25 protein-coding genes are annotated in these 22376 nt (G+C 70.2%); 18 read left to right on the top strand and 7 right to left on the bottom strand.

Annotation, left to right across the window (positions count from 1 at the left end):
- Nucleotides 1-9: 9 nt before the first annotated feature.
- The 6 genes from AC3DEV_RS14500 to AC3DEV_RS14525 form a co-directional block, all read right to left on the bottom strand.
- Nucleotides 10-438: a DUF1801 domain-containing protein gene (locus AC3DEV_RS14500; RefSeq protein WP_396444073.1), complete on the bottom strand. Its 429-nt coding sequence runs from the start codon at nt 436-438 to the stop codon at nt 10-12.
- A 73-nt stretch (nt 439-511) separates the two neighbouring features.
- Entirely contained in the window at nt 512-1120 is a 609-nt protein-coding gene (locus AC3DEV_RS14505; RefSeq protein WP_317470850.1) for a hypothetical protein, read from the bottom strand.
- On the bottom strand, nt 1120-1689 hold the full coding sequence (locus AC3DEV_RS14510) for a TetR/AcrR family transcriptional regulator (RefSeq protein WP_488372549.1): 570 nt from the start codon (nt 1687-1689) through the stop codon (nt 1120-1122). The genes AC3DEV_RS14505 and AC3DEV_RS14510 overlap by 1 nt, the downstream gene beginning before the upstream one ends.
- A gap of 61 nt (nt 1690-1750) precedes the next feature.
- A complete protein-coding gene (locus tag AC3DEV_RS14515) occupies nt 1751-2449 on the bottom strand; it encodes an ABC transporter ATP-binding protein (protein ID WP_271799538.1) in 699 nt (232 codons plus the stop codon).
- Nucleotides 2446-3573 (bottom strand): ABC transporter permease, encoded by a 1128-nt coding sequence (locus AC3DEV_RS14520; RefSeq protein WP_488372550.1) that lies wholly within the window; start codon nt 3571-3573, stop codon nt 2446-2448. The genes AC3DEV_RS14515 and AC3DEV_RS14520 overlap by 4 nt, the downstream gene beginning before the upstream one ends.
- An 81-nt stretch (nt 3574-3654) precedes the next feature.
- Nucleotides 3655-4239 carry a helix-turn-helix domain-containing protein gene (locus AC3DEV_RS14525; RefSeq protein WP_120285857.1) on the bottom strand — a complete coding sequence of 195 codons (585 nt, stop codon included), beginning with the start codon at nt 4237-4239 and terminating at the stop codon, nt 3655-3657.
- A 107-nt stretch (nt 4240-4346) separates the two neighbouring features.
- Here AC3DEV_RS14525 and AC3DEV_RS14530 point away from each other — a divergent pair, with 107 nt between their 5' ends.
- Genes AC3DEV_RS14530 through AC3DEV_RS14540 form a run of 3 tightly spaced genes read left to right on the top strand, consistent with a single transcriptional unit; the run spans nt 4347 to nt 7643 of the window.
- Complete coding sequence (locus AC3DEV_RS14530; RefSeq protein WP_488372551.1) at nt 4347-5300, top strand: NAD(P)/FAD-dependent oxidoreductase; 954 nt, start codon at nt 4347-4349, stop codon at nt 5298-5300.
- Nucleotides 5284-5973, top strand: a complete 690-nt coding sequence (locus tag AC3DEV_RS14535) for a class I SAM-dependent methyltransferase (protein WP_488372552.1) — start codon at nt 5284-5286, stop codon at nt 5971-5973. The genes AC3DEV_RS14530 and AC3DEV_RS14535 overlap by 17 nt, the downstream gene beginning before the upstream one ends.
- Before the next feature lie 59 nt (nt 5974-6032).
- Nucleotides 6033-7643 carry an NERD domain-containing protein gene (locus AC3DEV_RS14540; RefSeq protein ID WP_488372553.1) on the top strand — a complete coding sequence of 537 codons (1611 nt, stop codon included), beginning with the start codon at nt 6033-6035 and terminating at the stop codon, nt 7641-7643.
- A 74-nt stretch (nt 7644-7717) separates the two neighbouring features.
- Here the strand turns inward: AC3DEV_RS14540 and AC3DEV_RS14545 are convergent, their stop codons facing one another.
- Nucleotides 7718-8176, bottom strand: a complete 459-nt coding sequence (locus AC3DEV_RS14545; RefSeq protein ID WP_067713942.1) for an Hsp20/alpha crystallin family protein — start codon at nt 8174-8176, stop codon at nt 7718-7720.
- Nucleotides 8177-9917: 1741 nt separating this feature from the next.
- On the opposite strand from AC3DEV_RS14545, the gene AC3DEV_RS14550 reads away from it, so the two are divergent.
- The 15 genes from AC3DEV_RS14550 to trpC all read left to right on the top strand — a co-directional run bounded on the left by AC3DEV_RS14550 (nt 9918) and on the right by trpC (nt 22335).
- Nucleotides 9918-10718 carry a hypothetical protein gene (locus AC3DEV_RS14550; RefSeq protein WP_488372554.1) on the top strand — a complete coding sequence of 267 codons (801 nt, stop codon included), beginning with the start codon at nt 9918-9920 and terminating at the stop codon, nt 10716-10718.
- A 186-nt stretch (nt 10719-10904) separates the two neighbouring features.
- A complete protein-coding gene (gene hisD, locus AC3DEV_RS14555) occupies nt 10905-12245 on the top strand; it encodes a histidinol dehydrogenase (protein WP_488372555.1) in 1341 nt (446 codons plus the stop codon).
- A complete protein-coding gene (locus AC3DEV_RS14560) occupies nt 12242-13381 on the top strand; it encodes a histidinol-phosphate transaminase (RefSeq protein WP_472982705.1) in 1140 nt (379 codons plus the stop codon). The genes hisD and AC3DEV_RS14560 overlap by 4 nt, the downstream gene beginning before the upstream one ends.
- On the top strand, nt 13378-14001 hold the full coding sequence (gene hisB, locus AC3DEV_RS14565; protein ID WP_472982704.1) for an imidazoleglycerol-phosphate dehydratase HisB: 624 nt from the start codon (nt 13378-13380) through the stop codon (nt 13999-14001). Before AC3DEV_RS14560 ends, hisB begins: the two co-directional genes overlap by 4 nt.
- 7 nt (nt 14002-14008) lie before the next feature.
- Complete coding sequence (locus AC3DEV_RS14570) at nt 14009-15256, top strand: MFS transporter (protein WP_472982703.1); 1248 nt, start codon at nt 14009-14011, stop codon at nt 15254-15256.
- Nucleotides 15253-15918, top strand: a complete 666-nt coding sequence (gene hisH, locus AC3DEV_RS14575) for an imidazole glycerol phosphate synthase subunit HisH (protein WP_096905589.1) — start codon at nt 15253-15255, stop codon at nt 15916-15918. The genes AC3DEV_RS14570 and hisH overlap by 4 nt, the downstream gene beginning before the upstream one ends.
- A 22-nt stretch (nt 15919-15940) precedes the next feature.
- A complete protein-coding gene (locus AC3DEV_RS14580; protein ID WP_120285870.1) occupies nt 15941-16192 on the top strand; it encodes a hypothetical protein in 252 nt (83 codons plus the stop codon).
- A complete protein-coding gene (priA, locus tag AC3DEV_RS14585) occupies nt 16192-16947 on the top strand; it encodes a bifunctional 1-(5-phosphoribosyl)-5-((5-phosphoribosylamino)methylideneamino)imidazole-4-carboxamide isomerase/phosphoribosylanthranilate isomerase PriA (RefSeq protein ID WP_119191827.1) in 756 nt (251 codons plus the stop codon). Before AC3DEV_RS14580 ends, priA begins: the two co-directional genes overlap by 1 nt.
- 65 nt (nt 16948-17012) lie before the next feature.
- The gene (locus AC3DEV_RS14590; protein ID WP_488372556.1) at nt 17013-17927 is read left to right on the top strand and encodes an inositol monophosphatase family protein; all 915 of its coding nucleotides are present in this window, start codon (nt 17013-17015) and stop codon (nt 17925-17927) included.
- Nucleotides 17928-17934: 7 nt separating this feature from the next.
- Nucleotides 17935-18708 (top strand): imidazole glycerol phosphate synthase subunit HisF, encoded by a 774-nt coding sequence (hisF, locus tag AC3DEV_RS14595; protein ID WP_096905587.1) that lies wholly within the window; start codon nt 17935-17937, stop codon nt 18706-18708.
- A complete protein-coding gene (gene hisI, locus AC3DEV_RS14600; protein ID WP_119191825.1) occupies nt 18705-19058 on the top strand; it encodes a phosphoribosyl-AMP cyclohydrolase in 354 nt (117 codons plus the stop codon). The genes hisF and hisI overlap by 4 nt, the downstream gene beginning before the upstream one ends.
- A gap of 5 nt (nt 19059-19063) precedes the next feature.
- Nucleotides 19064-19243, top strand: coding sequence for a tautomerase family protein (locus tag AC3DEV_RS14605; protein WP_317470865.1), 180 nt, complete (start codon nt 19064-19066; stop codon nt 19241-19243).
- Nucleotides 19240-20781, top strand: coding sequence for an anthranilate synthase component I (locus AC3DEV_RS14610; RefSeq protein WP_259821777.1), 1542 nt, complete (start codon nt 19240-19242; stop codon nt 20779-20781). Before AC3DEV_RS14605 ends, AC3DEV_RS14610 begins: the two co-directional genes overlap by 4 nt.
- A complete protein-coding gene (locus AC3DEV_RS14615) occupies nt 20778-21425 on the top strand; it encodes a TIGR02234 family membrane protein (protein WP_472982700.1) in 648 nt (215 codons plus the stop codon). The genes AC3DEV_RS14610 and AC3DEV_RS14615 overlap by 4 nt, the downstream gene beginning before the upstream one ends.
- A 97-nt stretch (nt 21426-21522) precedes the next feature.
- Entirely contained in the window at nt 21523-22335 is an 813-nt protein-coding gene (gene trpC, locus AC3DEV_RS14620; protein WP_067714103.1) for an indole-3-glycerol phosphate synthase TrpC, read from the top strand.
- Nucleotides 22336-22376 lie beyond the last annotated feature (41 nt).

Consider the following 22376-nt stretch of genomic DNA (forward strand, 5'->3'; position numbering starts at 1 on the left):
TGTGGGCGATCACAGGTCCTGGCCGGGCAGCCGACTCGCCTGCTCGATCCACGACCGGAGCAGGGCCTCGTCGAGATCGTCGTTCTCGTGGATGTCGAAGTACCGCATCTCCGGATGCTTGGATGACTTCGGTGGCACCGGATCGAGGGAGCTGCCGCGGTAGAACTGCACCTGTACATAGCGGGTGAAGCAACGGAAGGACAAGAACCATCCCTCGCCCTCGTGACCGTAGATGGGCTGGTTCCACTTCACGCCCTTGTGCACGTCCGGGACCACGTCGACGATCAGGTCATCCAGCCGCCGGCCGATTGCCTGCTTCCACTCCGGCATCGCGGCGATGTAGTCGCGGACCGGGCCGGGTCCCTCGCCCTTGGGGATCTGCGGATTCCCGCCGGTGAGCAGCTTGGGTGTTCTGTCGCCCTGGGCTCCGTCCGTCATGATGTCCTCCTAGACCCACACCGGCTGATGGCTTCAGCGTAGGCGCGGCGCTGGGCGGAGTGAAGCCGCTGTGTCATCGCCTGTCGCGAGGCATCGTCATCTCCCGGACCGCAGCGGGAAGTCCGGCGAACGTCGTTTCGGTCGGTCGGATCCTGGTGATCAATGATCCGAGAGCGATCGATTTCTGGGTGCCCAGGACCGAGTCGAGTACCGAGGTGGGGGCGACGAAGAACGTCCACTGCCGGGTGTCCAGCGGATTGGCGCGTTCCCTGTCCGTTTCGTGGAAGAGGCAGAAGACGTAGACGTCGGCGGCGCGGCCGGCGACCTCGGCGTAGGTGTTCGTCGCGGCATCCCAGCTGGTCCGCCGTCCGACTCCGAACCGGATCGCTGACACCTTCTCCTGGACCCAGGACTGCAGGTACGCGGACGACTTCACCTCGACGGTGATGCCGTCTGTGGTCACGAGGTCGTAGGCATCCCATTCGGTCCGATGGCGACCGTCAACGCACTCCAACGCCAATCCGACCAGGTATTCCGCGACCAAGCCGCGGAGCGTGTTGTCGAGCAGGTTGGAGGAGCTCCAACGCCAGAACTCGGCGAGAGTGCTGACGTGCCCTCCATCGGCACCGAGAACGGGTTGGTCGCCGGGTCCAGTGACACCCGCCGACGGGGCGTCCGGCATCAGGCGTCCGTCTCGGGCCGCTCCGCGTTGGACGGAGCGAGCAACACCTCGACCGCGGGCAGCACCTCGTCCACCCGCCGGCCACCCTCGACCAGCTCGGACGCCTTGAAGGTCGCCGCCATGACCATCTCCGTCAGCACCTCGGGGTCCGCGGAGGACATCTCCACGAGGCACTCGCGCAGGGGAGCGGTCATCTGGCCGTGCATCCGGTGCAGGTCGTCCCGCGCGGTGCCCTCGGGGAGCTGGGCGGCCAGCGCGGTGAGGATGGCGTGATCGCCCGCGGCCACCCGGTCGAGCGTCGCCCGGATGAAGGCCAGGACTCCGGCCCGGCCGCCGTCGGTCTCCCGGACCGCGCCGGTGACGGTGTCGATCCACCGGGGCATGAGGTCCTCGGCCACGCCGACGATCAGTTCCGCCCGCGACGGGAAGTAGGTGTAGAAGTTCGACCTCGTCATCCCGGCGCGGGCGGTCAGTTCGTTGAAGTCCGGCGGGGTCCCGGGGGCCTCGGACAGCATCGAGCGCGCGGCGTCGAGCAGGGCCCGGCGCCGTGCGTCGCGGTGCTCGCCCACGGTGGGGGCGTCGATGCGGGGGATGGAGACCTCCCAGGTCAGCGAACTGGAGAACAGTCGATCATACGTGCGCGGCGAGCCGCCCGTCGACCATCTCGAGCACCCTGTCGCAGTGCTCCAGGATCTCGTGGTCGTGGGTCACCAGGACCGTGGCCACCCCGTGCTCGTGGGTCTCCTCGGCGAGGAGTCGGACCACGTCGTGGCTGTTCTTCCGGTCGAGGGCGGCGGTCGGCTCGTCGACGAGCAGCAGGTCCGGTGAGGACATCAGGGCGCGCGCGATGCCCACCCGTTGCCGCTCGCCACCCGACATGGTGGCGGGGCGGCGCCGGGCGCGGTGCGTGAGACCGACCGCCTCGAGCAGCTGGTCCGGGTCGCGGAGTCGGGAGCGGTCGCCGCCGAGCGTGCCCACCAGACGGAGTTGGTCGCGTGCGGTGAGCGCGGGCACCAGGTTGCCGGACTGGAACACGAACCCCACGTGGTCGCGGCGGAAGCGGGTGAGCTCGCGCCGGCCGAGGCCGGTGATGTCGCGGCCGCCCACCTCGACGGTGCCGGCGGTGGGGGTCGCCAGGCCGCCGGCCACGGCCAGCAGGCTGGACTTGCCCGCGCCGGACGGGCCGACCACGGCGAGGACCTCCCCACGAGCGACCTCGAGGTCGATCCCCGCCAGTGCGTAGAGCTTCTCGTCACCGTCCTGGAACGCCAGCTCGACGCCGCTCATGCGCAGGCCCGGGGTGGTGTCGGTGTGTGCGGTGGTGGTCATCGGTGCTCTCCCAGTGCGCTGTGCGGATCGACGGAGCTGATGCGGACCGTGGCGAGCGTGGCGCCGATCAGGCCCAGGACCAGCAGGAGGGCGGCCCCGAGTGCGATCGGTCCGGCCTCGAGGGCGAACGGCATCCCGGTCCCGACCAGCAGTGAGCCCAGGCCCACGCCGATCGCGACGCCGACGGCGATGGCGGCGACCAGCAGGATGAGCGCCTGGCCGACCGCGTCGATCAGCAGTTTGCCGGTGGAGGCACCCATGGCGCGCAGTACCGCGATCTCGCGGGAGCGCTGGACGGTGAGGATCGCGAAGAAGGCGCCCACGACGAGCGCGGAGATCGCGTAGAGGAACCAGGTGATCATCGACATCGTCGTCGTCTCCGCCTGGTAGCCGGGAGACGCGTTGTAGGCCTCCTCCATGGGGCGCGCCGAGGTATCGGCGACGGCGTCGCCGGCGGCGAGGTCGGGGGTCTGCCCGTCGACGCCGGCCAGCGCGACCACGCTGTACTCCTCACGGGCGCCGGCGCGCGGCTCCTCGCCGAAGCGGGTGCCGGAGTTCACGTCCTGCCAGGTGGTCAGGGTGGTGAACGCCATGTCGACGTGCCCGAAGGTGTGCTGATCGGCGGCGATGCCGACCACGGTGAGCGGGATCTCCAGCCGGTCGACCGTCACCGTGTTCCCGATCGAGACGTTCTCGGCGGCTGTCGAGCTCACGAGGATCTCGCCGTCCGCGGTCGGGGTGCGACCCTCCGCCGCGGCGGGCACGAGTGACCCGTCCGGGTCGGCACCGATCAGGGTGAGGTCCACCGGGGTGCCGGCGGAGGACTTGGCGTTGATGATCGACAGGCCCATCGGGGTGGCGGTCTCGACGTCCGGCTGAGCGGCCCAGGCCTCGACCTGGTCCGGACCCACCACGGAGCGGGTGAAGGCCGAGTCGGTCTTGGTCTCGGGGGCGAAGGCGACCGCCTGCACGGGCATGCGCTGCAGGCCGGAGACGCCGTCGTTGACGAGGCCGGAGGTCAGCCCTGCCAGCAGGACCATCAGGACGCTGATCAGGGCTACGACGGACCCCATCAGGGCGAATCGGGAACGCGCGTGGAGGAGTTCGCGCCAAGCGAGGAACATGGAGGCCTTCCGGCGTCGACGTGGGGGACGGAAAAGATCCTAACGCCGTGTCGACAAGATGCTGACATCGTGTCGCGAAGATCACCTGGCCGGTGCCGCCCGGATGTGCGCCCGCTCGCCCTGCCGACCCACCAGGCTAAGGAACTCCACCGGGCCGGCGCTCGTGGCGCCGAACCAGTGCGGGGTGCGGGTGTCGAACTCGGCAGCCTCGCCCGGCGTGAGGACGAGATCGTGCTCGCCGAGGACCAGTCGGAGCCTGCCGTCCAGGACGAACACCCAGTCGTAGCCCTCGTGGACGTGGAGGTGGGGCTCGTCGTCGTCACTCCCGGTGGGGAGCACGAACTTGTACGCCTGGATTCCGCCCGGTCGGCGCGACAACGGGATCACGGTCGCGCCGTGGTCGGTGGCGATCGGCTGCAGCGTCACCCGCGGGTCACCGGTCGGCGGGGCGTCGACGAGCTGGTCCAGGGTGACGCCGTGTGCCCGCGCCAGCGGCAGCAGTAGTTCGAGGGTGGGTCGGCGCTGCCCGGACTCGAGTCGCGACAGCGTGCTGGTGGAGATCCCGGTGGACTCCGCCAGCGCGGTCAGTGTGAGGTCGCGGCGTTGCCGGAGGGCCCTCAGCCGCGAACCCACGGCGTCGAGGGTGCGGGCGGTCGGATCGGTCATGGGCCGAGTTTGCCAGAGCGGCAACGAATGTTGCGTGGTCGGCGCGAACGGGACATCGTCGGGGGACGAGGGTCGGAACCGGTGGCCCGGAGAGCGGAGGTCGACAGATGGACACGGACGATCGGGAACTGCGGGATGTGGTGGTGGTCGGTGGCGGGGCGGCCGGCCTGAGCGCCGCGCTGACGTCGGCCCGCGCCCGCCGTCGGGTGACGGTGGTGGACGCCGGCGAGCCGCGCAACGCTCCCGCCGAGGCTGTCCACGGGCTGCTCGCCCTGGACGGGGTGAGCCCGTCTGAGCTGCTCGCGCGAGGCCGCGCGGAGGTCAGGGGGTACGACGGCGAGGTCATCGACGGCGAGGTCGTGGACACGCGCACGGCCGGGCACGGCTTCGACGTCATCCTGCGCGACGGTTCGGTGCTGCCCACCCGCACACTGCTCATCGCGACCGGGGTGAGCGATGAACTCCCCGACATCCCCGGGGTCCGCGAGCAGTGGGGGCGCGGCGTCCTGCACTGCCCGTACTGCCACGGTTGGGAGGTGCGCGACCAGCGGATCGGCATCCTGGGGACCCATCCGATGTCCGCGCACCAGGCCATGCTGTTCCACCAGTGGAGCCGGGACATCAGGTTCTTCAGCGGCGGTCGCCCGATCGACGAGCAGGACCGGGTCTCCCTGGCCGCCCTGGGCATCCCGATCGAGGAGCGGCGGATCTCGGGAGTGGCGGCCGACGGTGGGCGGGTGGTCGGCGTGGAGGTCGACGACGACGAGGTGATCGATCTGGACGCCGTGGTGGTGGCCACCCGGATGACGGTCGGGGTCGAGCCGTACGCGGCCATCGGCCTGGAGGCCGCCGATCACCCGGTCGGCACGGTCATCCCGACCGACGAGATGGGCGCCACCCCGGTGCCGGGGGTGTGGGCCGCGGGCAACTGCGCGGACCTCATGGCGCAGGTCGGGGCGGCGGCCGCCCAGGGGGCCCGCGCCGCACAGCAGATCAACGCCGCGCTGATCATGGCCGACCTCGACAAGGCGATCGAGGTGCGCGATGGCACACGAGTTTGACCGCGCCTACTGGGACGACATCTGGGCGGGTGCCGGCGGCAGCGTCGGAGACGACGACGGTGACCGCCCGGCCGCGATGGCCGCGAACCCCCCGAACCCATACCTGATCCGGGAGGTCTCCCGCCTCGTCCCCGGGACCGCGCTCGAGGCGGGCTGCGGCGCCGGGACCGAAGCGCTCTGGCTGGCCTCGCAGGGCTGGCAGGTCACCGGGGCGGACATCGCCGCGGAGGCGTTGACGATCGCCGCCCGGCGCTCGGCGGAGCTCGGGCTGTCCGGCCGGGTGTCGTGGGTGGAGGCGGACCTCTCGGCTTGGGAGCCTCCGGCGCGGTACGACCTGGTCACCACCCATTACGCCCACCCGGCGATTCCGCAGCTGGACTTCTACGAGCGGCTCGCCGGCTGGGTCGCCCCTCGCGGCACGCTGCTCATCGTCGGGCACCTGAACGACGCCGGGCATGGGCGGCACGGCGGGCACGTGACCCACGCCGGGCACGATCGCGGCGCCCATCCGCCGGCAGAGGCCGGTGTCACCGCGGCGTCCGTCACCGCGCGGCTCGAGGCCGACCGGTGGGAGATCGTCGCGGCCGAGGAAACCTCGCGCGAGATGCCGGGCCACGGCGGCGCGCCCGTGACGGTCCACGACGTCGTCGTCACAGCCACCAGGAGGCCCTGAGGCGGTGGGTCGCGGCGTGTGGCCGACCCGCGCGACGGTGGCGAAGGTAGTTCTTATACATGGCCCGTGTCATCCCCGCTCACCCCGTCTACGGACATCCCACCGAGGAGAAGGTGGTCGACCTCCTCCGCGACCAGCTCTCCGACGACAGCCTGATCGTCGTGGGTCAGCGGGTGTCCACATACGAGAAGGAACACGAGGTCGACATCCTCGTGGCGATGCCCGGCGCGGGGATCGTGGCGATCGAGGTCAAGGCCGGGCAGATCGCGATCGAGGACGGCCGGTGGGTTCAGGGCAGCGGCACCAAGAAGGTCACCATCGACCCGGTCGCCCAGTGCCGCGACGCCCTCTACGCGTTGCGCGGGTACGTCAGTGAGGATCCGCGGTGGCCGGATCAGCTCCAGCGCTGGACCCACATGCTGGTGTTCCCGAACGCCTCGATCCCCGCGGACTTCGCGATGCCGGAGATCCCGCGAGACCGGATCGTGGACCGCGATCAGCTCGACGACCTCGCGATGATCGCCTTCCGGTTGGCCCGGGACTCGGGCCCGGCGGACCGCCCGTTCCTGTCCGCGGACACCGTCGACCGGCTGTCCGAGATCCTCGGAGGTCGGGGGCTGCCCCAGCGCGACGTGGTGGCCCGCGCGGCCGAGAACGCCGACATCGCCGACGCGCTCACCCGTGAACAGTCGGTGCTCCTGCGGGCGGTCGACGCCCTGCCACGGGTGGAGATCCGGGGCGGCGCGGGCAGCGGCAAGACCTATCTGGCGCTGGAGCAGGCCCGACGGTTGTCGAGGGATGGGCAGCGCGTCGCCCTGATCTGCTACTCGCACGGGCTGGCCAGCTACCTCAAACGAGTCACCGGCGGATGGAAGCGGCGGGAGCGACCCGCGTACGTCGGCGAGTTCCACGCCCTGGGCGTCGAGTGGGGCGCGCCGGTGGGCCCGGACGAGCGGATTCGGTCCACGGAGACGGTGCGGTGGTGGGAGGAGGATCTGCCCGGGTTGATGTCCGACCTCGCGGACCAACTGCCCGACGGCAAGCGATTCGACGCCGTGATCGTCGACGAGGCCCAGGACTTCGCCGACAGTTGGTGGCAGCCGGTCGTCGGAGCGCTGCGTGACAGGGAGAACGGTCGGCTCATGATCGTCGGCGACGCGGGCCAGAGTGTGTTCGAGCGTGCCGGCCGTCCGCCCGTGGACCTCGTACCGCTCGTGCTGGACCACAACCTGCGCAATACGCGTCAGATCGCCAGCGCGTTCATGCCGCTGGTGGGTCAGCGCATGGAGCTGCGCGGCGGCACCGGTCCCGCCGTCCGGTACGTGGAGGTGCCGGAGGGCGCCGATCCCGTCGCGGTGGGAGACGACGAGGCGATGCGACTGCTCGACGAGGGGTGGGAGCCCCGCGACGTGGCGTTGCTGACCATCGGCTCGCGTCACCCCATGCAGGTCGAGCTCCAGGAGGACGGCAACGACGCCTACTGGGAGACGTTCTGGGACGGCGAGGACATCTTCTACGGTCACGTCCTCGGCTTCAAGGGTCTCGAACGACGTGCCGTGGTCCTGGTGTGCAACAGCTACGAGGGCATCGACCGCCTCCGCGAGCGCATCTACGTGGGACTGTCACGGGCGACGGACGTACTCGTGGTGGTGGGGGAGATCGACACCTGAGCTCTCGCGGACGACACCGGCCGCCCCGGCCTCGAGGGGAGGCTGGGGCGGCCGGGGCGCGACGGAGTGGTGGATCAGCTCCCGAGGTCGGTCTCGCCCTCGACGAGCTCGGCCTGCTCGGCCCTCTGGTTGCCGTGCGAGACGGCGATCTTGCGCGGCTGGGCCTCTTCGGCCACGGGGATCACCAGGCGCAGGACCCCGTCGGTGTAGTCGGCCTCGATCTTGTCGGTCGCCAGGCCCTTGCCCATGGCGAGCTGCCGGGCGAAGGTCCCCGACTGCCGCTCGTGCATGAGCCACTGCGCGTCACCCTCCGCGGGCGCACGGCGTTCCGCGCGGACGGTGAGGGTGCGGTCCTCCACGTCGATGTCGATGGTGGAGGGGTCGACCCCCGGCATATCGATGAGCCCGACGAAGCGATCGCCCTCCTTGTAGAGGTCCATCGGCAGGGAAGTCGAGGCGGTGGCGCTGCGGAGCCCCTCGCCCAGGAGGCGGTCGAGCTCACGGAACGGATCGAAGCGGGTGCTGGTGGCCATGATGGTCTCCTTCTGGGCTGATCGGTGTGCGCCCGGTATCTCCGGGGCCGCACACGGTTCAACCCTCGCGCGGAGTTGAGTATTCCCGACTCAGGTAGAGATTCTTCGGTTGAGTCCGCCCAACTCATGACGGTGGTCAACGGGACCCACGGCGAGGTCGGTTCCGGTGGAACCGGAGGGGTACCTTGCGCCGTCACACCGAGTAGGAGAGGCTCGGGCGTCCACCGGAACGGGCGTCCACAGTGTGCGGACATCGGGGCGGGTGCCTCGGTTATGGCCTGGTGGAGAGCCCTCGCGTTCGATGGCCAGACGATGCGGGGGTCCGATTCCCCCGAGGTGTTCGTCCTTCTGACCTTCAGCGTGATGTTCTTCGTTGCGGCCGATCTGGCGGGGGCGACCCTCCTCTGGCATCTGAAGCGGAGTGAACGAACCATCATGAGGACGCGTGCCGCGGTGGCGGGACTGATCATCGTGTACGGCGCGGCGTCCACCACGACGCTCGCCCTCATCGCGGCGTCCGAGTGGGCGCTGGGTGCGATCCTGCCGGGGCGTTCACCTCCTACGTTCTGTATTCCATTATCCGCGAGTGGCGCGGGTACCGCGTCCGTCGGGACCGGCGGGACAGTGCCCACGCCGGGGAGTCGTGAACGTTCGGCGTACGGCGCTGGTCGTTCTTCGCCGTGGCTCTCCCTTACTCCCGGACGAGGTCCCCGGGGAAGGCGCTCGTCCCGGCGGGTTTCGACGCTGACAAAGCCCGGGATCGGCGACCCGGGCGTCGATCAAGTTCGGGGGCGCGCCATCGCCGCTGCGCGCGGCCCTGCAGATGAACAGCGAGCAGACCACTAGGGCAGTGACGACGGCGAGGCCAGCGATCGCCCAGAGCAGTGTCCGCCGGCGCTTGAAGTCGAAGAGCGCGGCTGATCGGTGGGTAGGGGTGGGCCGACAATCCGAGGGCGTGATGTGCCGCAACAGTTCTCAGAAGTGAGATAAAGTAAATTTCTACTGCGGGCATTCAGCGGCGCACGGACCCTTCAGGACTCGCCATGACCCACAACCAGCCACCCGGATGGAATAACACCCCGAACTGGGACGCCTCGCCCACCGAGCAGTTCAGGCCGGTGCCCCCCGGCGGATACGGAATGCCGCTCCAGCGGTCCGGGCCCTCTACCGCGGTGATCGTGATCTTGGTACTGGTTTCCGTCTTGCTACTGGGGATGCTGATCGCCGGAGCGATAGTCCTGGCCCCTCGATTCTCCGGTATCACCGCAGCCCCGGCGACCTCCACGGTTTCGGCGACAGCGACGGCACCTGCCGAGGCGGACACGGCCCCGGAGGTCCGACCGGCACAGCCCGCTCAGGGAGGTCGGCCAGCCGGCGCATACGAGTGCATGGACCTCGGGGCAGGTCCGTACTCGGCGGCGGCGGTCGGGTCATCGGTAACCTCCTGTGAGTTCGCCGAGGTCGTCTGGTCGCAGTACGTGGGATCCGGCGGAACCGGTCAGGCGCGGACAGTGAATGCGTATAGCCCGGTGACCGGACGGAACTACACGATGTCGTGCTCCGGCGGCCCCGTTGTGACCTGCACTGGCGGCGACAATGCTGTCGTGCACATCTACTGATGACTTTGACATCATCTAGACAGCGGCTGCGTGCGGTCCCTCTGTTGGCGCTGCTCACGGTAGGTGTGACCGGCGCGGGGTGCGCGGCGCTCTCTCCGACTAGTGGTCCCCCACAGGTGGTCGTGACCGAGACCGTGGCCACGGTGACCGGCACTCCTGTTCAGGGCGGGGTGAGCGAGCCCGGTTCCCTCTCCGAGACGCCCGCTGAACCCTTCTCGCCTTCCGAAGCGGTGACCATGGATCTCGACGCTGTCGTGGAAGCAGCTCCTGGCGAGGCCGGTATCGCGGTCGCCCCGGTCGGTGGGGGTGAAATCCGGGAGGCCGGAACCTGGCACACCGGAGTCGCCTGGTCGACGATCAAAATCCCGTTGGCGATCGCCGTGGCACGTACGGACCCGCAGACAGTTCAGAACAACGCCTCTGCAATTTCTGTCTCCGACAACCAGGCAGCGGAGAACCTCTGGGCTCACCTGGGCGGTGGCGAGGCGTCGGCCGCCGCCACCGGCCGGATTCTCGCCGAAGGTGGAGATGTGACCTCCGAGGTGCCTTCGGTCCAGATGCGACCCGGGTACTCCGTCTTCGGTCAGACGCGGTGGGCGCTGGTCGATCAGACGAGGTTCGCGACCTCTCTACCATGCTTGGTCGGTGCGTCGCAGGTCATCGACCTCATGGGGCAGATCGCGCCCGGCCAGCGGTGGGGACTCGGACGACTTTCCGGCGCGCGGTTCAAGGGTGGGTGGGGCCCAGCTGAGAGTGGCGGCTATCTCGTACGCCAGTTCGGGTTGGTTCCCGCAGCCGGGGGAGACGTCGCGATCTCGCTCGCGGCCCACGCCCCGACCTTCGAGTCCGGTACAGGAGCGTTGAGCGCCATGGCGGACGCGCTCGCGCCGCAACTGGCATCCATCCCTGGCGGGGTGTGCTGACAGGACTTGAAAAGCAACCGGCCAGGGTGCGCCGGGGCCACCCGCACAGGTGCCCGAGTCGCGGTCGGGTTTCCCACAACTAGACTGTGGCCAGGTGGTCGCGCGGGCCACGGGCGTCCACGTCCTGCCGGAATCCATCGCCGGGCCCCGCCTGCGGCCACGGTGCTCCCGAGGAAAGGCCACACCATGCTCTCCCGCATCGACCTGCGCGGTCGCTCACTCGGCACGGCCGAGTTGCGACGCACACTCCCGCGCGGCGCCGCCGACGTCGACTCGGTCGTCGACACCGTCCGCCCGGTGGTCGAGGCGATCCGCGAGCACGGGGCCCCGGCGGCACTCGAGTACGGCGAGAAGTTCGATTCGGTCCGTCCGGCGTCGGTCCGGGTCCCGGCCGAGGTCATCGCCCGGGCGGTCGACGAGTTGGACCCTGACATCCGAGCCGCGCTGTCCGAGGCGATCCGTCGTGCTCGTATCCTCCACTCCGCGCAGCGCCGCGGTGACACCGTCACCGAGGTAGCCCCCGGGGGGTTCGTCACCGAGCGGTGGGTGCCGGTCGAACGCGTGGGCCTCTACGTTCCCGGCGGCAAAGCCGTTTACCCCTCCAGCGTGATCATGAACGTCGTGCCGGCGCAGGTCGCCGGGGTCGGGTCGCTGGCAGTGGCCTCTCCGCCCCAGGCGGATTTCGGTGGCTGGCCGCACCCGACCATTCTCGCCGCGTGCTCACTGCTCGGGGTCGAGGAGGTCTGGGCGGTGGGTGGCGCCCAGGCCGTGGCGTTGCTCGCCTACGGCGGTCAGGACACGGATGACTCCGTTCTCGAGCCCGTCGACCTGGTCACCGGCCCCGGCAACGTGTACGTCACCGCCGCCAAGCGCCTGTGCCGCAGCGTCGTGGGCATCGACTCCGAGGCGGGCCCCACCGAGATCGCCGTCCTCGCGGACGACACCGCCGACCCGGTCCACGTCGCGTACGACCTCATCAGCCAGGCCGAGCACGACCCGAACGCCGCGAGCGTCCTGGTCACCCACTCCGAGACTCTTGCGGATGCCGTGGACCGCGAGATCGAGGAGCGCTACGAGGTGACCCTCAACTCGGACCGGGTGCGCGAGGCGCTCGAGGGCCCGCAGTCGGGCATCGTCCTGGTGGACGATATCGAGGCCGGTCTGCGGGTGGTCGACGCCTACGCAGCCGAGCACCTCGAGGTCCAGACCCACAATTCCGCGGCCGACGCCGCCCGCGTGCGCAACGCCGGCGCGATCTTCGTGGGCGCCTACTCGCCCGTCCCGCTCGGGGACTACGCGGCGGGGTCCAACCACGTCCTGCCCACGTCCGGCACGGCCCGACACTCGTCGGGGTTGAGCGTGCAGACCTTCCTCCGGGGGATCCATGTCGTCGACTACGACCAGGCCGCCCTCAAGGAGATCGCGCCGACCGTAGTCGCCCTCGCGGACGCCGAGCGGCTGCCCGCGCACGGTGAGGCCGTACGGGCCCGATTCGAGGACCTCGGCGCGGGAGAGGACGGACGATGACCGATTCCCCACGTCCCGGAGTCGGGCTCGGCGCCCTCCCGCTGCGGGAGAACCTCCGCGGACAGAGCGCCTACGGGGCCCCGCAACTCGAGGTCCCCGTACAGCTCAACACCAACGAGAACCCACACCCTCCCAGCGCGGAACTGGTCGCCGACATCGCCGGCGCCGTCGCCGCAGCCGCCGAAGACCTCAACCGCTATCCCGACCGTGACGCCGTCGCACTGCGCACCGACCTGGCCTCGTACCTGACCCGCCAGACCGGCGTCGATCTGGATGTGGACATGGTCTGGGCCGCCAACGGTTCCAACGAGATCCTGCAGCAGCTGTTGCAGGCGTTCGGCGGGCCCGGGCGCAGCGCCATGGGCTTCGTCCCCAGCTACTCGATGCACCCGATCCTCGCGGCCGGAACCGATACCGAGTGGATCCCGGTGGACCGCGGGTCCGACCTGTCCATCGATATCGCCGCTGCGGTGGCGGCGATCGAGGAGCACCGGCCGGACGTGGTGTTCGTCACCACGCCCAACAACCCCACAGGGCATGCGGTCGACCTCGACGAACTGCGACGCCTGCTCGACATGGCCCCCGGCATCGTGGTGGTGGACGAGGCGTACGCGGAGTTCTCGCCGTCCCCGAGCGCCTGCACCCTGCTCGCCGACTATCCGACCAAGCTCGTCGTGTCGCGGACCATGAGCAAGGCGTTCGCCTTCGCGGGGGGCAGGCTCGGCTACTTCGCGGCCGATCCGTCCTTCGTTGAGGCGGTACTGCTCGTACGGTTGCCCTACCACCTGTCGATGATCGCGCAGGCCGCTGCCCGTGCGGCGCTTCGTCACGCCGACGAGACGTTGGCCTCCGTCGCGCTGCTCGCCGAGGAACGCAAGCGCGTCACCGCCGGGCTGGAGGAGCAGGGCTTCGAGGTGCTTCCCAGCGAGGCCAACTTCGTGCTCTACGGGCCGTTCGTGGACGCGACGCGCGCGTGGCGGCGCTATCTGGACGCCGGCGTGCTGATCCGCGACGTGGGCATCCCGGGTCGACTTCGTGCGACCATCGGGCTCGAGCACGAGAATGATCAGCTGCTGCAGGTGAGCGCCGAATTGGCGGTCGACGAGATCGAGACCCGAACCGAGGAGAAGCGATGAGTGAACAGACCACGCGGCGGGGTCGTGTCGAGAGGACGACCAGGGAGTCGTCGATCGTCGTGGAGATCGACCTCGACGGGACGGGCCGGACCGATGTCTCGACCGGGGTGCCGTTCTTCGACCACATGCTGACGGCCTTCGGCCAGCACGGTGCCTTCGATCTCACCGTGCGCGCGACCGGTGACAGCGAGATCGAAGCGCACCACACGGTGGAGGACACCGCGATCGTCCTGGGACAGGCGCTCGCGCAGGCCCTCGGCGACAAGCGCGGCATCCGCCGCTTCGGTCAGTGTTCCCTGCCCATGGACGAGACGCTCGCCGAGGCGATTGTCGACGTCTCCGGACGGCCCTACTTCGTCCACACCGGTGAGCCCGAGATGATGGTCGGCTACGTCGTGATCGGTCACGACAGCGCGCCCTACGGCACGGTGCTCAACCGGCACGTGTTCGAGACCCTCGCCTACAACGCCCGGATCGCGTTGCACGTCCGTGTGCACTACGGCCGCGATCCGCACCACATCACCGAGGCCGAGTACAAGGCGGTAGCGCGCGCTCTGCGCGCGGCCGTCGAGGCGGACCCGCGGATCACCGGAATCCCCTCGACCAAGGGCGCGCTGTGATGCCGGCGTGACCCCGCGCGTCCACACCCCGGGGGCGTTCTCGAAGCTGGCCCGTACGCCCGGGGTCCCGGCCGCGTTCGTCCTGGTCCTGCTCGCCTTCGGCGGGTTCTCCCTGCTGCTGCCCGTGGTGCCGCTCGCCGTGGTCCGTGGAGGCGGGAGTGAGTTCGTCGCGGGCGCCACGACCGGCGTGTTCATGACGGTGACCGTCCTGTTCCAACTCGCCACCCCGAGGGTCACGGCCGCGATCGGTTATCGCTGGGTACTGGGTATCGGCAGCGCGCTGCTCGGTCTCCCCTCGGGGCTGCTCGCCCTGTTCGACGGCCCGTTCGCGGTGTTGGCGATCAGTGGTGTGCGAGGCGCGGGCTTCGGCATGATGACCGTCGCCGGCTCGGCTCTCGTGGCAGAACTCGCGCCACCCGGCATGCTCGGTCGGGCGACGTCGCTGATCGGCCTCGCCGTCGGCATCTCCGAAGCCATCTTCCTGCCGGTCGGCCTGTGGCTGCTCGACCTCTTCGGCCTGCCCACGGTGGCCTGGGCGGCCACCGGGTTCGGCGTCGTGGGCCTGGTCGCCGCCGCCCGCCTGCCCCACGTGTTCCCGAGCCCCCCGGGGGAGTCGGAGCAGTCGGCGCTCGGCGCCAGGCAGGTCGTTCTGCTCCTGGCCGGGCCGTTCCTGGTCATGCTGGCGGTGACCCTGCCCTACGGAGCAGCGGCGTCGTTCCTGTCACCCGCGTTGGATTCCATCGTCTCCGGCAGCGGGGCGGTCGTCGCCGGCGTGGGACTCGGACTGTTGGGCGCCGGTGTCATCGTCGGCCGCACCGTCGCCGGGCTCATCTCGGACCGGCGTGGACCGGGCGCACTGGTCTGGCCGGGGCTCGGTGTGGCGGCACTCGGAATGCTCGGCATCGCCGGGTTGTTGACGATGGAGGTGAACCCCTGGTGGTTCCTCGTCCCGACAGTCATCTTCGGTCTCGGGTTCGGAGCCGTCCAGAACGAAGCCCTGGTCGCGTCGTTCGAACGGATGCCGCGCTCGCGCCTGGGGACGGCGTCCGCGTCGTGGAACATCTCCTTCGACGCCGGTACCGGTCTCGGATCCGTCGTCATGGGCGGGTTCGCCGGCTTCGGCTACGTCGTGCTGTTCACCGTGGCGGCCGGGGTCGTCCTCGCGGTGGGCGGCCCGGCGGCGGTGGGCGCCCGACGCACCAGGCCCACGCGCGATCTGACCCTGACCGACACCGGCGATAAGGTGAACCAATGACGACTTCCGCCACACGGGTAGCACTCCTGGACTACGGCTCGGGAAACCTGCGGTCCGCGCACCGTGCGCTCGAGCGGGTCGGCGCCGAGGTCGAGCTCACCTCGGATCCCCGCGTCGCCACCGAGGCGGAGGCGTTGGTCGTGCCGGGGGTCGGCGCGTTCGCCGCCTGCATGAAGGGACTCGAAGCGGTCAAGGGCCCCCGGATCATCGGTGAGCGTCTCGCCGGCAGTCGGCCCGTCCTGGGTATCTGCGTCGGCATGCAGGTCATGTTCGAGCGCGGCACCGAGTTCTCGGACGGGGAGCACGAGGACTCCCCGGGGGTCCCCGGGTGCGGTGAGTGGCCCGGCGTGGTGGAGAAGCTGCACGCACCCGTGCTGCCGCACATGGGCTGGAACACCGTCGAGGCGCCGGCGAACAGCGTCCTGTTCGCCGGCATGCCCGCCGATGAGCGGTTCTACTTCGTCCACTCCTACGGCGTGCAGCGCTGGGAGATGGAGCCGTCGGATCACCTCCGAGCCCCCGACGTCACCTGGGCCGAGCACGGCACCAGGTTCATCGCGGCTGTGGAGAACGGCCCGCTGTCGGCCACTCAGTTCCACCCCGAGAAATCGGGCGACGCGGGACTGCAGCTCCTCGAGAACTGGATCCGTTCTGTCCGATAGGGGTGAGGGGGACCGGGCCCCGGTGTCCTTCGCCGTGCTCGCCTTGGGGGTGGCCGGGGCGGGAGTACTCGGTCTCGCGCTGACCGCGATCGCGGTGGCCGTGCTCCCCGTGCCGCCGGTCGGCAAGGCCGTCGTCGCGCTGGTCGGGCTGCTCCTGTCGGTCGCGGCGATGGGTCTGGTGTCCAACCGCATCACCGATCGCGCGATCCGCGCCGAATACGGCGAGGAGCCCGGCGGGCAGGCGGAGCGCCCCGGTGACGACGGACTAGGCTGATGGCCGTGACCAACGCCAATTACCTCGAACTCCTGCCCGCCGTCGACGTCGCAGACGGTCAGGCCGTCCGTCTCGTCCAGGGGGAGGCCGGGACCGAGACCTCGTACGGGGCCCCGCTCGACGCGGCGCTGCAGTGGCAGCGTGACGGTGCGGAATGGGTGCATCTCGTGGACCTCGACGCCGCATTCGGCCGGGGCTCGAATCGCGACCTCCTCGCCGAGGTCGTGGGGGCGCTCGACGTCAAGGTCGAGATGTCCGGTGGCATCCGCGATGACGACTCGCTCGAGGCCGCCCTGGCCACCGGCTGTGCGCGCGTGAACCTCGGTACGGCCGCGTTGGAGAACCCGGAGTGGTGTGCCTCGGCCATCGCCCGTCACGGTGATCGCATCGCGGTGGGACTCGACGTGCGGGTGGTCGACGGCGAGCCCAGGCTGCGTGGTCGCGGATGGGTCTCCGACGGCGGCAACCTCTGGGAGGTTCTCGAGCGTCTGGACGCGGACGGCTGCGCCCGGTACGTCGTCACCGACGTGTCCAAGGACGGCATGCTGAACGGGCCCAACCTCGAGATGCTCTCGCAGGTGTGCGCGGCCACCGACGCCCCAGTGGTGGCGTCGGGAGGTGTCTCCTCCGTCGCGGACCTCGAGGCCATCGCCACGCTGGTGCCGCAGGGCGTGGAGGGCGCGATCGTCGGCAAGGCGCTCTACGCGGGCCGGTTCACCCTTCCCGAAGCGCTCGCCGCCGTCAGCCGACGCTGACCACGCGGTCTCGCGACTGCCAGGTAGCTTCCCGACCCCGCATGACCTCGAGCAGGAGGCCCGAGATGGACGATCAGACCGGAAATGCGCTGCCGACGGACCTCCCCGTCGACCCGACCGAGGCGCTCGCACTGGCGACGCGCGTGCTCGACGAGGTGACTCCTCGCTTCGTCGAGGGGGTCGGCGCGAAGGGCATCCAGAACAAGGGATCGCGCAACGACTTCGCGACCGAGCTGGACCTCGAGTTGGAGCGCCGTATCTCGGAGGCCCTGAGGGAGGGGACCGGGCTCGAGGTGCACGGTGAGGAGTACGGCGGTCCGCCAGTCAACGAGGGCACGCTCTGGGTGGTCGACCCCGTCGACGGCACGGCCAACTACTCGTTGGGCATCCCGACCGCCGGCATCCTGGTCTCGTTGGTCCACGAGCGTCAGCCGGTGCTGGGGCTGACCTGGCTGCCGTTGTTGGGGATGACGTTCACCTCGATCGCGGGGGGACCGCTCAAGGAGAACGGCGCGGAGGTCTCGCAGATCCCCGACGTCTCCATCCGCGACGTCGCACTGGGGCTGGGTTCCCTCAACACCGGTGCCCGCACGACCTACCCTCCGGCCTATCGTCGCGAGGTCTTCGAGCAGCTCACGCTCGACGCGGCCCGGACCCGCAAGTTCGGCTCCACCGGGGTGGACCTGTCTTTCGTCGCCTCGGGGCGACTGTCGGCGGCGGTCAGCTTCGGCAACTTCGCATGGGACAACGCGGCCGGCGCCTCCCATGTCCGCGCAGCGGGTGGTGTGGTCACCGACCTCACGGGGGAGCCCTGGTCCACCGACTCCCAGTCCATCCTCGCCGCGGGCCCGCGAGCCCACGCGGAGGTCCTCGACACGATCCGTCAACTCGGCGAGCCGAGCAACTTCTTCGAGGCCGGGCGACGGCGCGCCACTCCGGAACCCGAGAGCCCCCGTCCGTGGCTCCAGGGCGGGCGGTGACCGGATCATGACACTCGCCACCAGGGTCATCCCGTGCCTCGACGTGGACGCCGGCCGCGTGGTCAAGGGCGTCAACTTCCTCGACCTCCGCGACGCGGGTGATCCCGTGGAGTTGGCCGCCGCCTATGACGAGCAGGGCGCCGACGAGCTGACCTTCCTCGACGTGACCGCGTCGTCGTCGGGTCGCGGGACCATGATCGACGTGGTCAAGCGCACCGCCGAGCAGATCTTCATCCCCCTCACCGTGGGAGGAGGCGTGCGTACCGAGGAGGACGTCAACCAGTTGCTGCGGGCCGGCGCGGACAAGGTGAGCGTCAACACCGCCGCCATCGCCCGCCCAGAGCTGCTCGGCGAGCTCAGTCGACGATTCGGCTCGCAGTGCATCGTCCTGTCCGTGGACGCGCGGACCGTCCCCGAGGGGTCCGAGCAGACCCCGTCGGGATGGGAGGTCACCACGCACGGTGGTCGCCGCGGTACCGGCATCGACGCCGTCGAGTGGGCGCGGCGCGGGCAGGAGCTCGGCGTGGGCGAGATCCTGCTCAACTCGATGGACGCCGACGGCACCAAGGCGGGTTTCGACCTGGCGATGGTGAAGGCGGTCCGCGAGGCGGTGTCGATACCCGTCATCGCCTCGGGCGGTGCCGGTGCGGTCGAGCACTTCGCTCCGGCGGTCCACGCCGGGGCCGATGCCGTCCTCGCGGCCAGTGTCTTCCACTTCGGGGAGATGACCATCGGCGACGTGAAGGACGCGCTCGCGGCAGAGGGGATCACGGTCCGATGAGCGCCCACGTCCTGGATCGTTCGATCGCCGAGAGGCTGTCGCGCAACGCCGACGGCCTGGTCGCCGCGGTCGTGCAGGACGCGACGTCGGGCAGGGTGCTCATGATGGCGTGGATGGATGACGCCGCGCTGGCGGAGACGCTGGCGACCCGGCGGGGTGTGTACTACTCCCGCTCGCGTGGGCAGCGGTGGGTCAAGGGAGAGACCTCCGGCCACGTGCAACACGTGCGACGCGTGGAGATCGACTGCGACGGAGACACCGTCCTGCTCCATGTCGACCAGACCGGCGCGGCCTGCCACCGGGGCACCACCAGCTGTTTCGACACCGCAACCCTGCTCGGAGAGGACTGAACGGCGTGCCCTTCATCCAGATCAACCAGCTCGACGGGATGGCCGCGGGGGACAAGGCCCGCGTCATTGAGGCGGTCACGGCCGCGTACGCCGAGGCCTCGGGCAAGGACCCGGCGAAGGTGTGGGTCCACGTCCACGACATGCCGCACGATTCCTTCGGGATCGGCGGCAAGGCCTTCGGATGAGCACCGAGACGACCACGTTCGAACAGTTCCGCGCGCTCGCCGCGGGCCACCGGGTCGTGCCGGTGGTGCGCACGGTGTTGGCGGACTCCGAGACCCCGTTGTCCGCGTACGTCAAGCTCGCCGGCGACCGACCGGGGACGTTCCTGCTGGAGTCGGCGGAGCACGGGCGCTCGTGGTCGCGGTGGTCGTTCATCGGCTGTGGGGCGGCCGCCGCGTTGACCGTCGACGGCTCGGGCGAGGCCACGTGGTGGGGCAACGTGCCCGCGGGCGCGCCCACCGGCGGTGACCCGCTGGACGCGCTCCGGAGGACACTCGACCTGTTGCGCACCGATCAGATCCCGGGACTGCCCCCGTTGACGTCGGGGATGGTCGGTTACCTCGGGTACGACATCGTGCGTCGGCTCGAGCGGATCCGGCCCGACACAGTCGACGACCTGCAGGTGCCGGAGATGGTCCAGTTGCTGGCCACGGATCTGGCGGCGTTCGATCATCATGAGGGTCGCATCCATCTCATCGCCAACGCGGTCAACTGGGACGGCAGCGACGAGCGGGTCGAGCAGGCCTACGCGGACGCGGTGGCCCGGGTCGACTCGATGACGGCGCGGCTCGCCGACCCGGGGACGGGCGGAGTGAGCGTGTTCGACACTCCCGCCCCCGATGTGCGTCGCTGCACCGACGAGTCGACGTACCACGCGCGGGTCGCCGACATCATCGAGCAGATCTACTCGGGCGAGGCCTTCCAGGTGGTGCTCAGTCAGCGGTTCGAGGTCGACACCGCCGCCTCGCCGCGCGACATCTACCGGATCCTGCGCACCACCAACCCGAGCCCGTACATGTTCCTCATGACGATCCCGGACGGTAGCGGGGAGGACGGGTTCGGCGATACCGCCTTCACCATCGTGGGATCGAGCCCGGAGGCGTTGGTGACCGTCCAGGACGGGGCGGCGACGACCCATCCGATCGCGGGGACCAGACCGAGGGGCGACGACGACGAGCACGACGTCCTGCTCGCCAAGGACCTCGTGGATGACGCCAAGGAGAACGCCGAACATCTGATGTTGGTCGATCTCGGTCGCAACGACCTCGGCCGGGTCTGCGTGCCGGGCACGGTGGAGGTGACCGAGTTCCGCCAGGTCGAGCGGTACAGCCATGTGATGCACCTCGTGTCCACGGTGACCGGGCGCCTGGCCGACGGGCAGACGGGCATCGACGCGGTGACGGCGTGTTTCCCGGCCGGCACGCTGTCCGGATCGCCCAAGCCCCGCGCACTGCAGATCATCGAGGACCTCGAGGACACGCGGCGCGGTGTGTACGGGGGCGTGGTCGGCTACGTCGATTTCGCCGGCAACACCGATCAGGCCATCGCGATCAGATCGGCCGTGATCAAGGACGGCACGGCGTACGTCCAGGCGGGTGCCGGCATCGTCGCCGATTCGGTAGCGGCCTCGGAGGATGCGGAGTGCCGCAACAAGGCGATGGCGGTCCTGAGGGCCGTCGCCGCCGCGGAGACACTGCGCGACGCCGGGGAGGGCCGGTGACCCATCGCTCCCGCCTGCTGGTCCCCGTCGTGCTGTTGGTGGTGGGGGCGGCGTTGTTGTGGGTCGCCTCGCGGATGGTGTGGCTCGACGTGGTGGCTTTCAACGACCAGTCGGGGCAGGCGCGACGGGCCCTGACCGGGGCGGACTGGCAACCCGCGCTCGTCCCGCTCGCACTGGGCGCACTGGCGGCGATCGCCGCCGTGGCGCTGGTCCGAGGTACTGCCGCGCGAGCGGTGGGCGCCGTCATCGCACTGCTCGGCGTGGCCGCCGGGGTCCTCATGGCGATGTCGGTGGGGGAGGTCGACACCGACCGGGTCCACTCGGTGATCACGAGTGACGAGGGCCTGGCCCGGACCGATGCCGGGCCGGGCACCGTGGGCTCGGAGTCGATCCCGCAGTGGTCGGAGATCACCGAGTTGTCGACCCGGCCCGCGGGACCCGTGATCACCGGCGCGGGCGCCGTCGCCCTGCTGGCGGCGGGAATCGTCGTCCTGGTCAGTCCGGCCCGCCCGGTGCGCCGTGACGACCGGTACGTGACCCCGGCGGCCCGGCGGGAGGGTGCGGCGACCGGACCGGACACGGAGGACGACGCCGGGCGGGACCTGTGGCAGGAGCTGGACGACGGACGGGATCCGACCGGCTGACCGGGTCGGGGCGGTCCCGATTCGGGAACCCCGGCCGGGGCCTCTATTGTTGATCTCGATCACACTTTCCGCCCTACGACTGCAGAGGGAGGTCACGGTGGGTACCGTGCTCGACTCGATTCTCGACGGGGTCCGTGAGGACGTCGCGGCCCGTGAGGCCGTCATCGATATGGCGGCCGTGAAGAAGGCGGCCCAGTCGGCGCCGGACCCACTCGACGCGCTCAAGGCGTTGCGCGATCCCGGGGTGGGCGTCATCGCCGAGGTCAAGCGGGCCAGCCCGTCCAAGGGTGCCCTGGCCGAGATCCCCGACCCCGCAGTCCTGGCCCGGATGTACGAGGAGGGCGGGGCGCGCGTCATCTCCTGCCTCACCGAGGAGCGGCGTTTCAACGGCAGCCTGGCCGATCTCGACGCGGTCCGCCGCGCGGTCGACATCCCGGTCCTGCGGAAGGACTTCGTGGTGGGGCCGTACCAGATCCACGAGGCGCGGGCGCACGGCGCGGATCTGATCCTGCTCATCGTGGCCGCGCTCGAGCAGGACGCCCTGGTGTCGCTCCTCGATCGCACCGAGTCGTTGGGTATGACGGCGTTGGTGGAGGTCCACACGGAGGAGGAGGCCGACCGCGCGCTGGAGGCCGGCGCCACGGTCATCGGTGTCAACGCCCGCAACCTCAAGACACTCGAGGTCGACAGGGACGTGTTCTCCAGGATCGCGCCCGGGCTCCCGTCCGACGTCGTCAAGATCGCCGAGTCCGGGGTCCGGGACGCCTCGGACCTCCTGGCGTACGCCAGCGTCGGGGCGGACGCCGTGCTCGTGGGCGAGGGACTGGTGACACAGGGCGACCCGCGGGCGGCCTGCAACGCCCTGGCCACGGCCGGTGCCCACCCGTCCTGCCCGCAGGGACCCCGCTAGGCCGGTGTCGCGGTCTTCCGGCAGACTGGGACCGTGAACTC

This window comes from Dietzia sp. IBK-p2-15D (genome assembly GCF_057773105.1).

Coding starts and splice junctions, on each gene's coding strand:
- AC3DEV_RS14590 (WP_488372556.1), top strand. CDS start 17,013: ATGGACGATCAGACCGGAAATGCGCTGCCGACGGACCTCCCCGTCGAC.
- hisB (WP_472982704.1), top strand. CDS start 13,378: ATGAGTGAACAGACCACGCGGCGGGGTCGTGTCGAGAGGACGACCAGG.
- priA (WP_119191827.1), top strand. CDS start 16,192: ATGGCCGTGACCAACGCCAATTACCTCGAACTCCTGCCCGCCGTCGAC.
- AC3DEV_RS14525 (WP_120285857.1), bottom strand. CDS start 4,239: ATGACCGATCCGACCGCCCGCACCCTCGACGCCGTGGGTTCGCGGCTG.
- AC3DEV_RS14540 (WP_488372553.1), top strand. CDS start 6,033: ATGGCCCGTGTCATCCCCGCTCACCCCGTCTACGGACATCCCACCGAG.
- AC3DEV_RS14505 (WP_317470850.1), bottom strand. CDS start 1,120: ATGCCGGACGCCCCGTCGGCGGGTGTCACTGGACCCGGCGACCAACCC.
- AC3DEV_RS14530 (WP_488372551.1), top strand. CDS start 4,347: ATGGACACGGACGATCGGGAACTGCGGGATGTGGTGGTGGTCGGTGGC.
- AC3DEV_RS14515 (WP_271799538.1), bottom strand. CDS start 2,449: ATGACCACCACCGCACACACCGACACCACCCCGGGCCTGCGCATGAGC.
- hisH (WP_096905589.1), top strand. CDS start 15,253: ATGACGACTTCCGCCACACGGGTAGCACTCCTGGACTACGGCTCGGGA.
- AC3DEV_RS14535 (WP_488372552.1), top strand. CDS start 5,284: ATGGCACACGAGTTTGACCGCGCCTACTGGGACGACATCTGGGCGGGT.
- AC3DEV_RS14545 (WP_067713942.1), bottom strand. CDS start 8,176: ATGGCCACCAGCACCCGCTTCGATCCGTTCCGTGAGCTCGACCGCCTC.
- AC3DEV_RS14520 (WP_488372550.1), bottom strand. CDS start 3,573: ATGTTCCTCGCTTGGCGCGAACTCCTCCACGCGCGTTCCCGATTCGCC.
- hisD (WP_488372555.1), top strand. CDS start 10,905: ATGCTCTCCCGCATCGACCTGCGCGGTCGCTCACTCGGCACGGCCGAG.
- AC3DEV_RS14500 (WP_396444073.1), bottom strand. CDS start 438: ATGACGGACGGAGCCCAGGGCGACAGAACACCCAAGCTGCTCACCGGC.
- hisI (WP_119191825.1), top strand. CDS start 18,705: ATGAGCGCCCACGTCCTGGATCGTTCGATCGCCGAGAGGCTGTCGCGC.
- hisF (WP_096905587.1), top strand. CDS start 17,935: ATGACACTCGCCACCAGGGTCATCCCGTGCCTCGACGTGGACGCCGGC.
- AC3DEV_RS14560 (WP_472982705.1), top strand. CDS start 12,242: ATGACCGATTCCCCACGTCCCGGAGTCGGGCTCGGCGCCCTCCCGCTG.
- AC3DEV_RS14610 (WP_259821777.1), top strand. CDS start 19,240: ATGAGCACCGAGACGACCACGTTCGAACAGTTCCGCGCGCTCGCCGCG.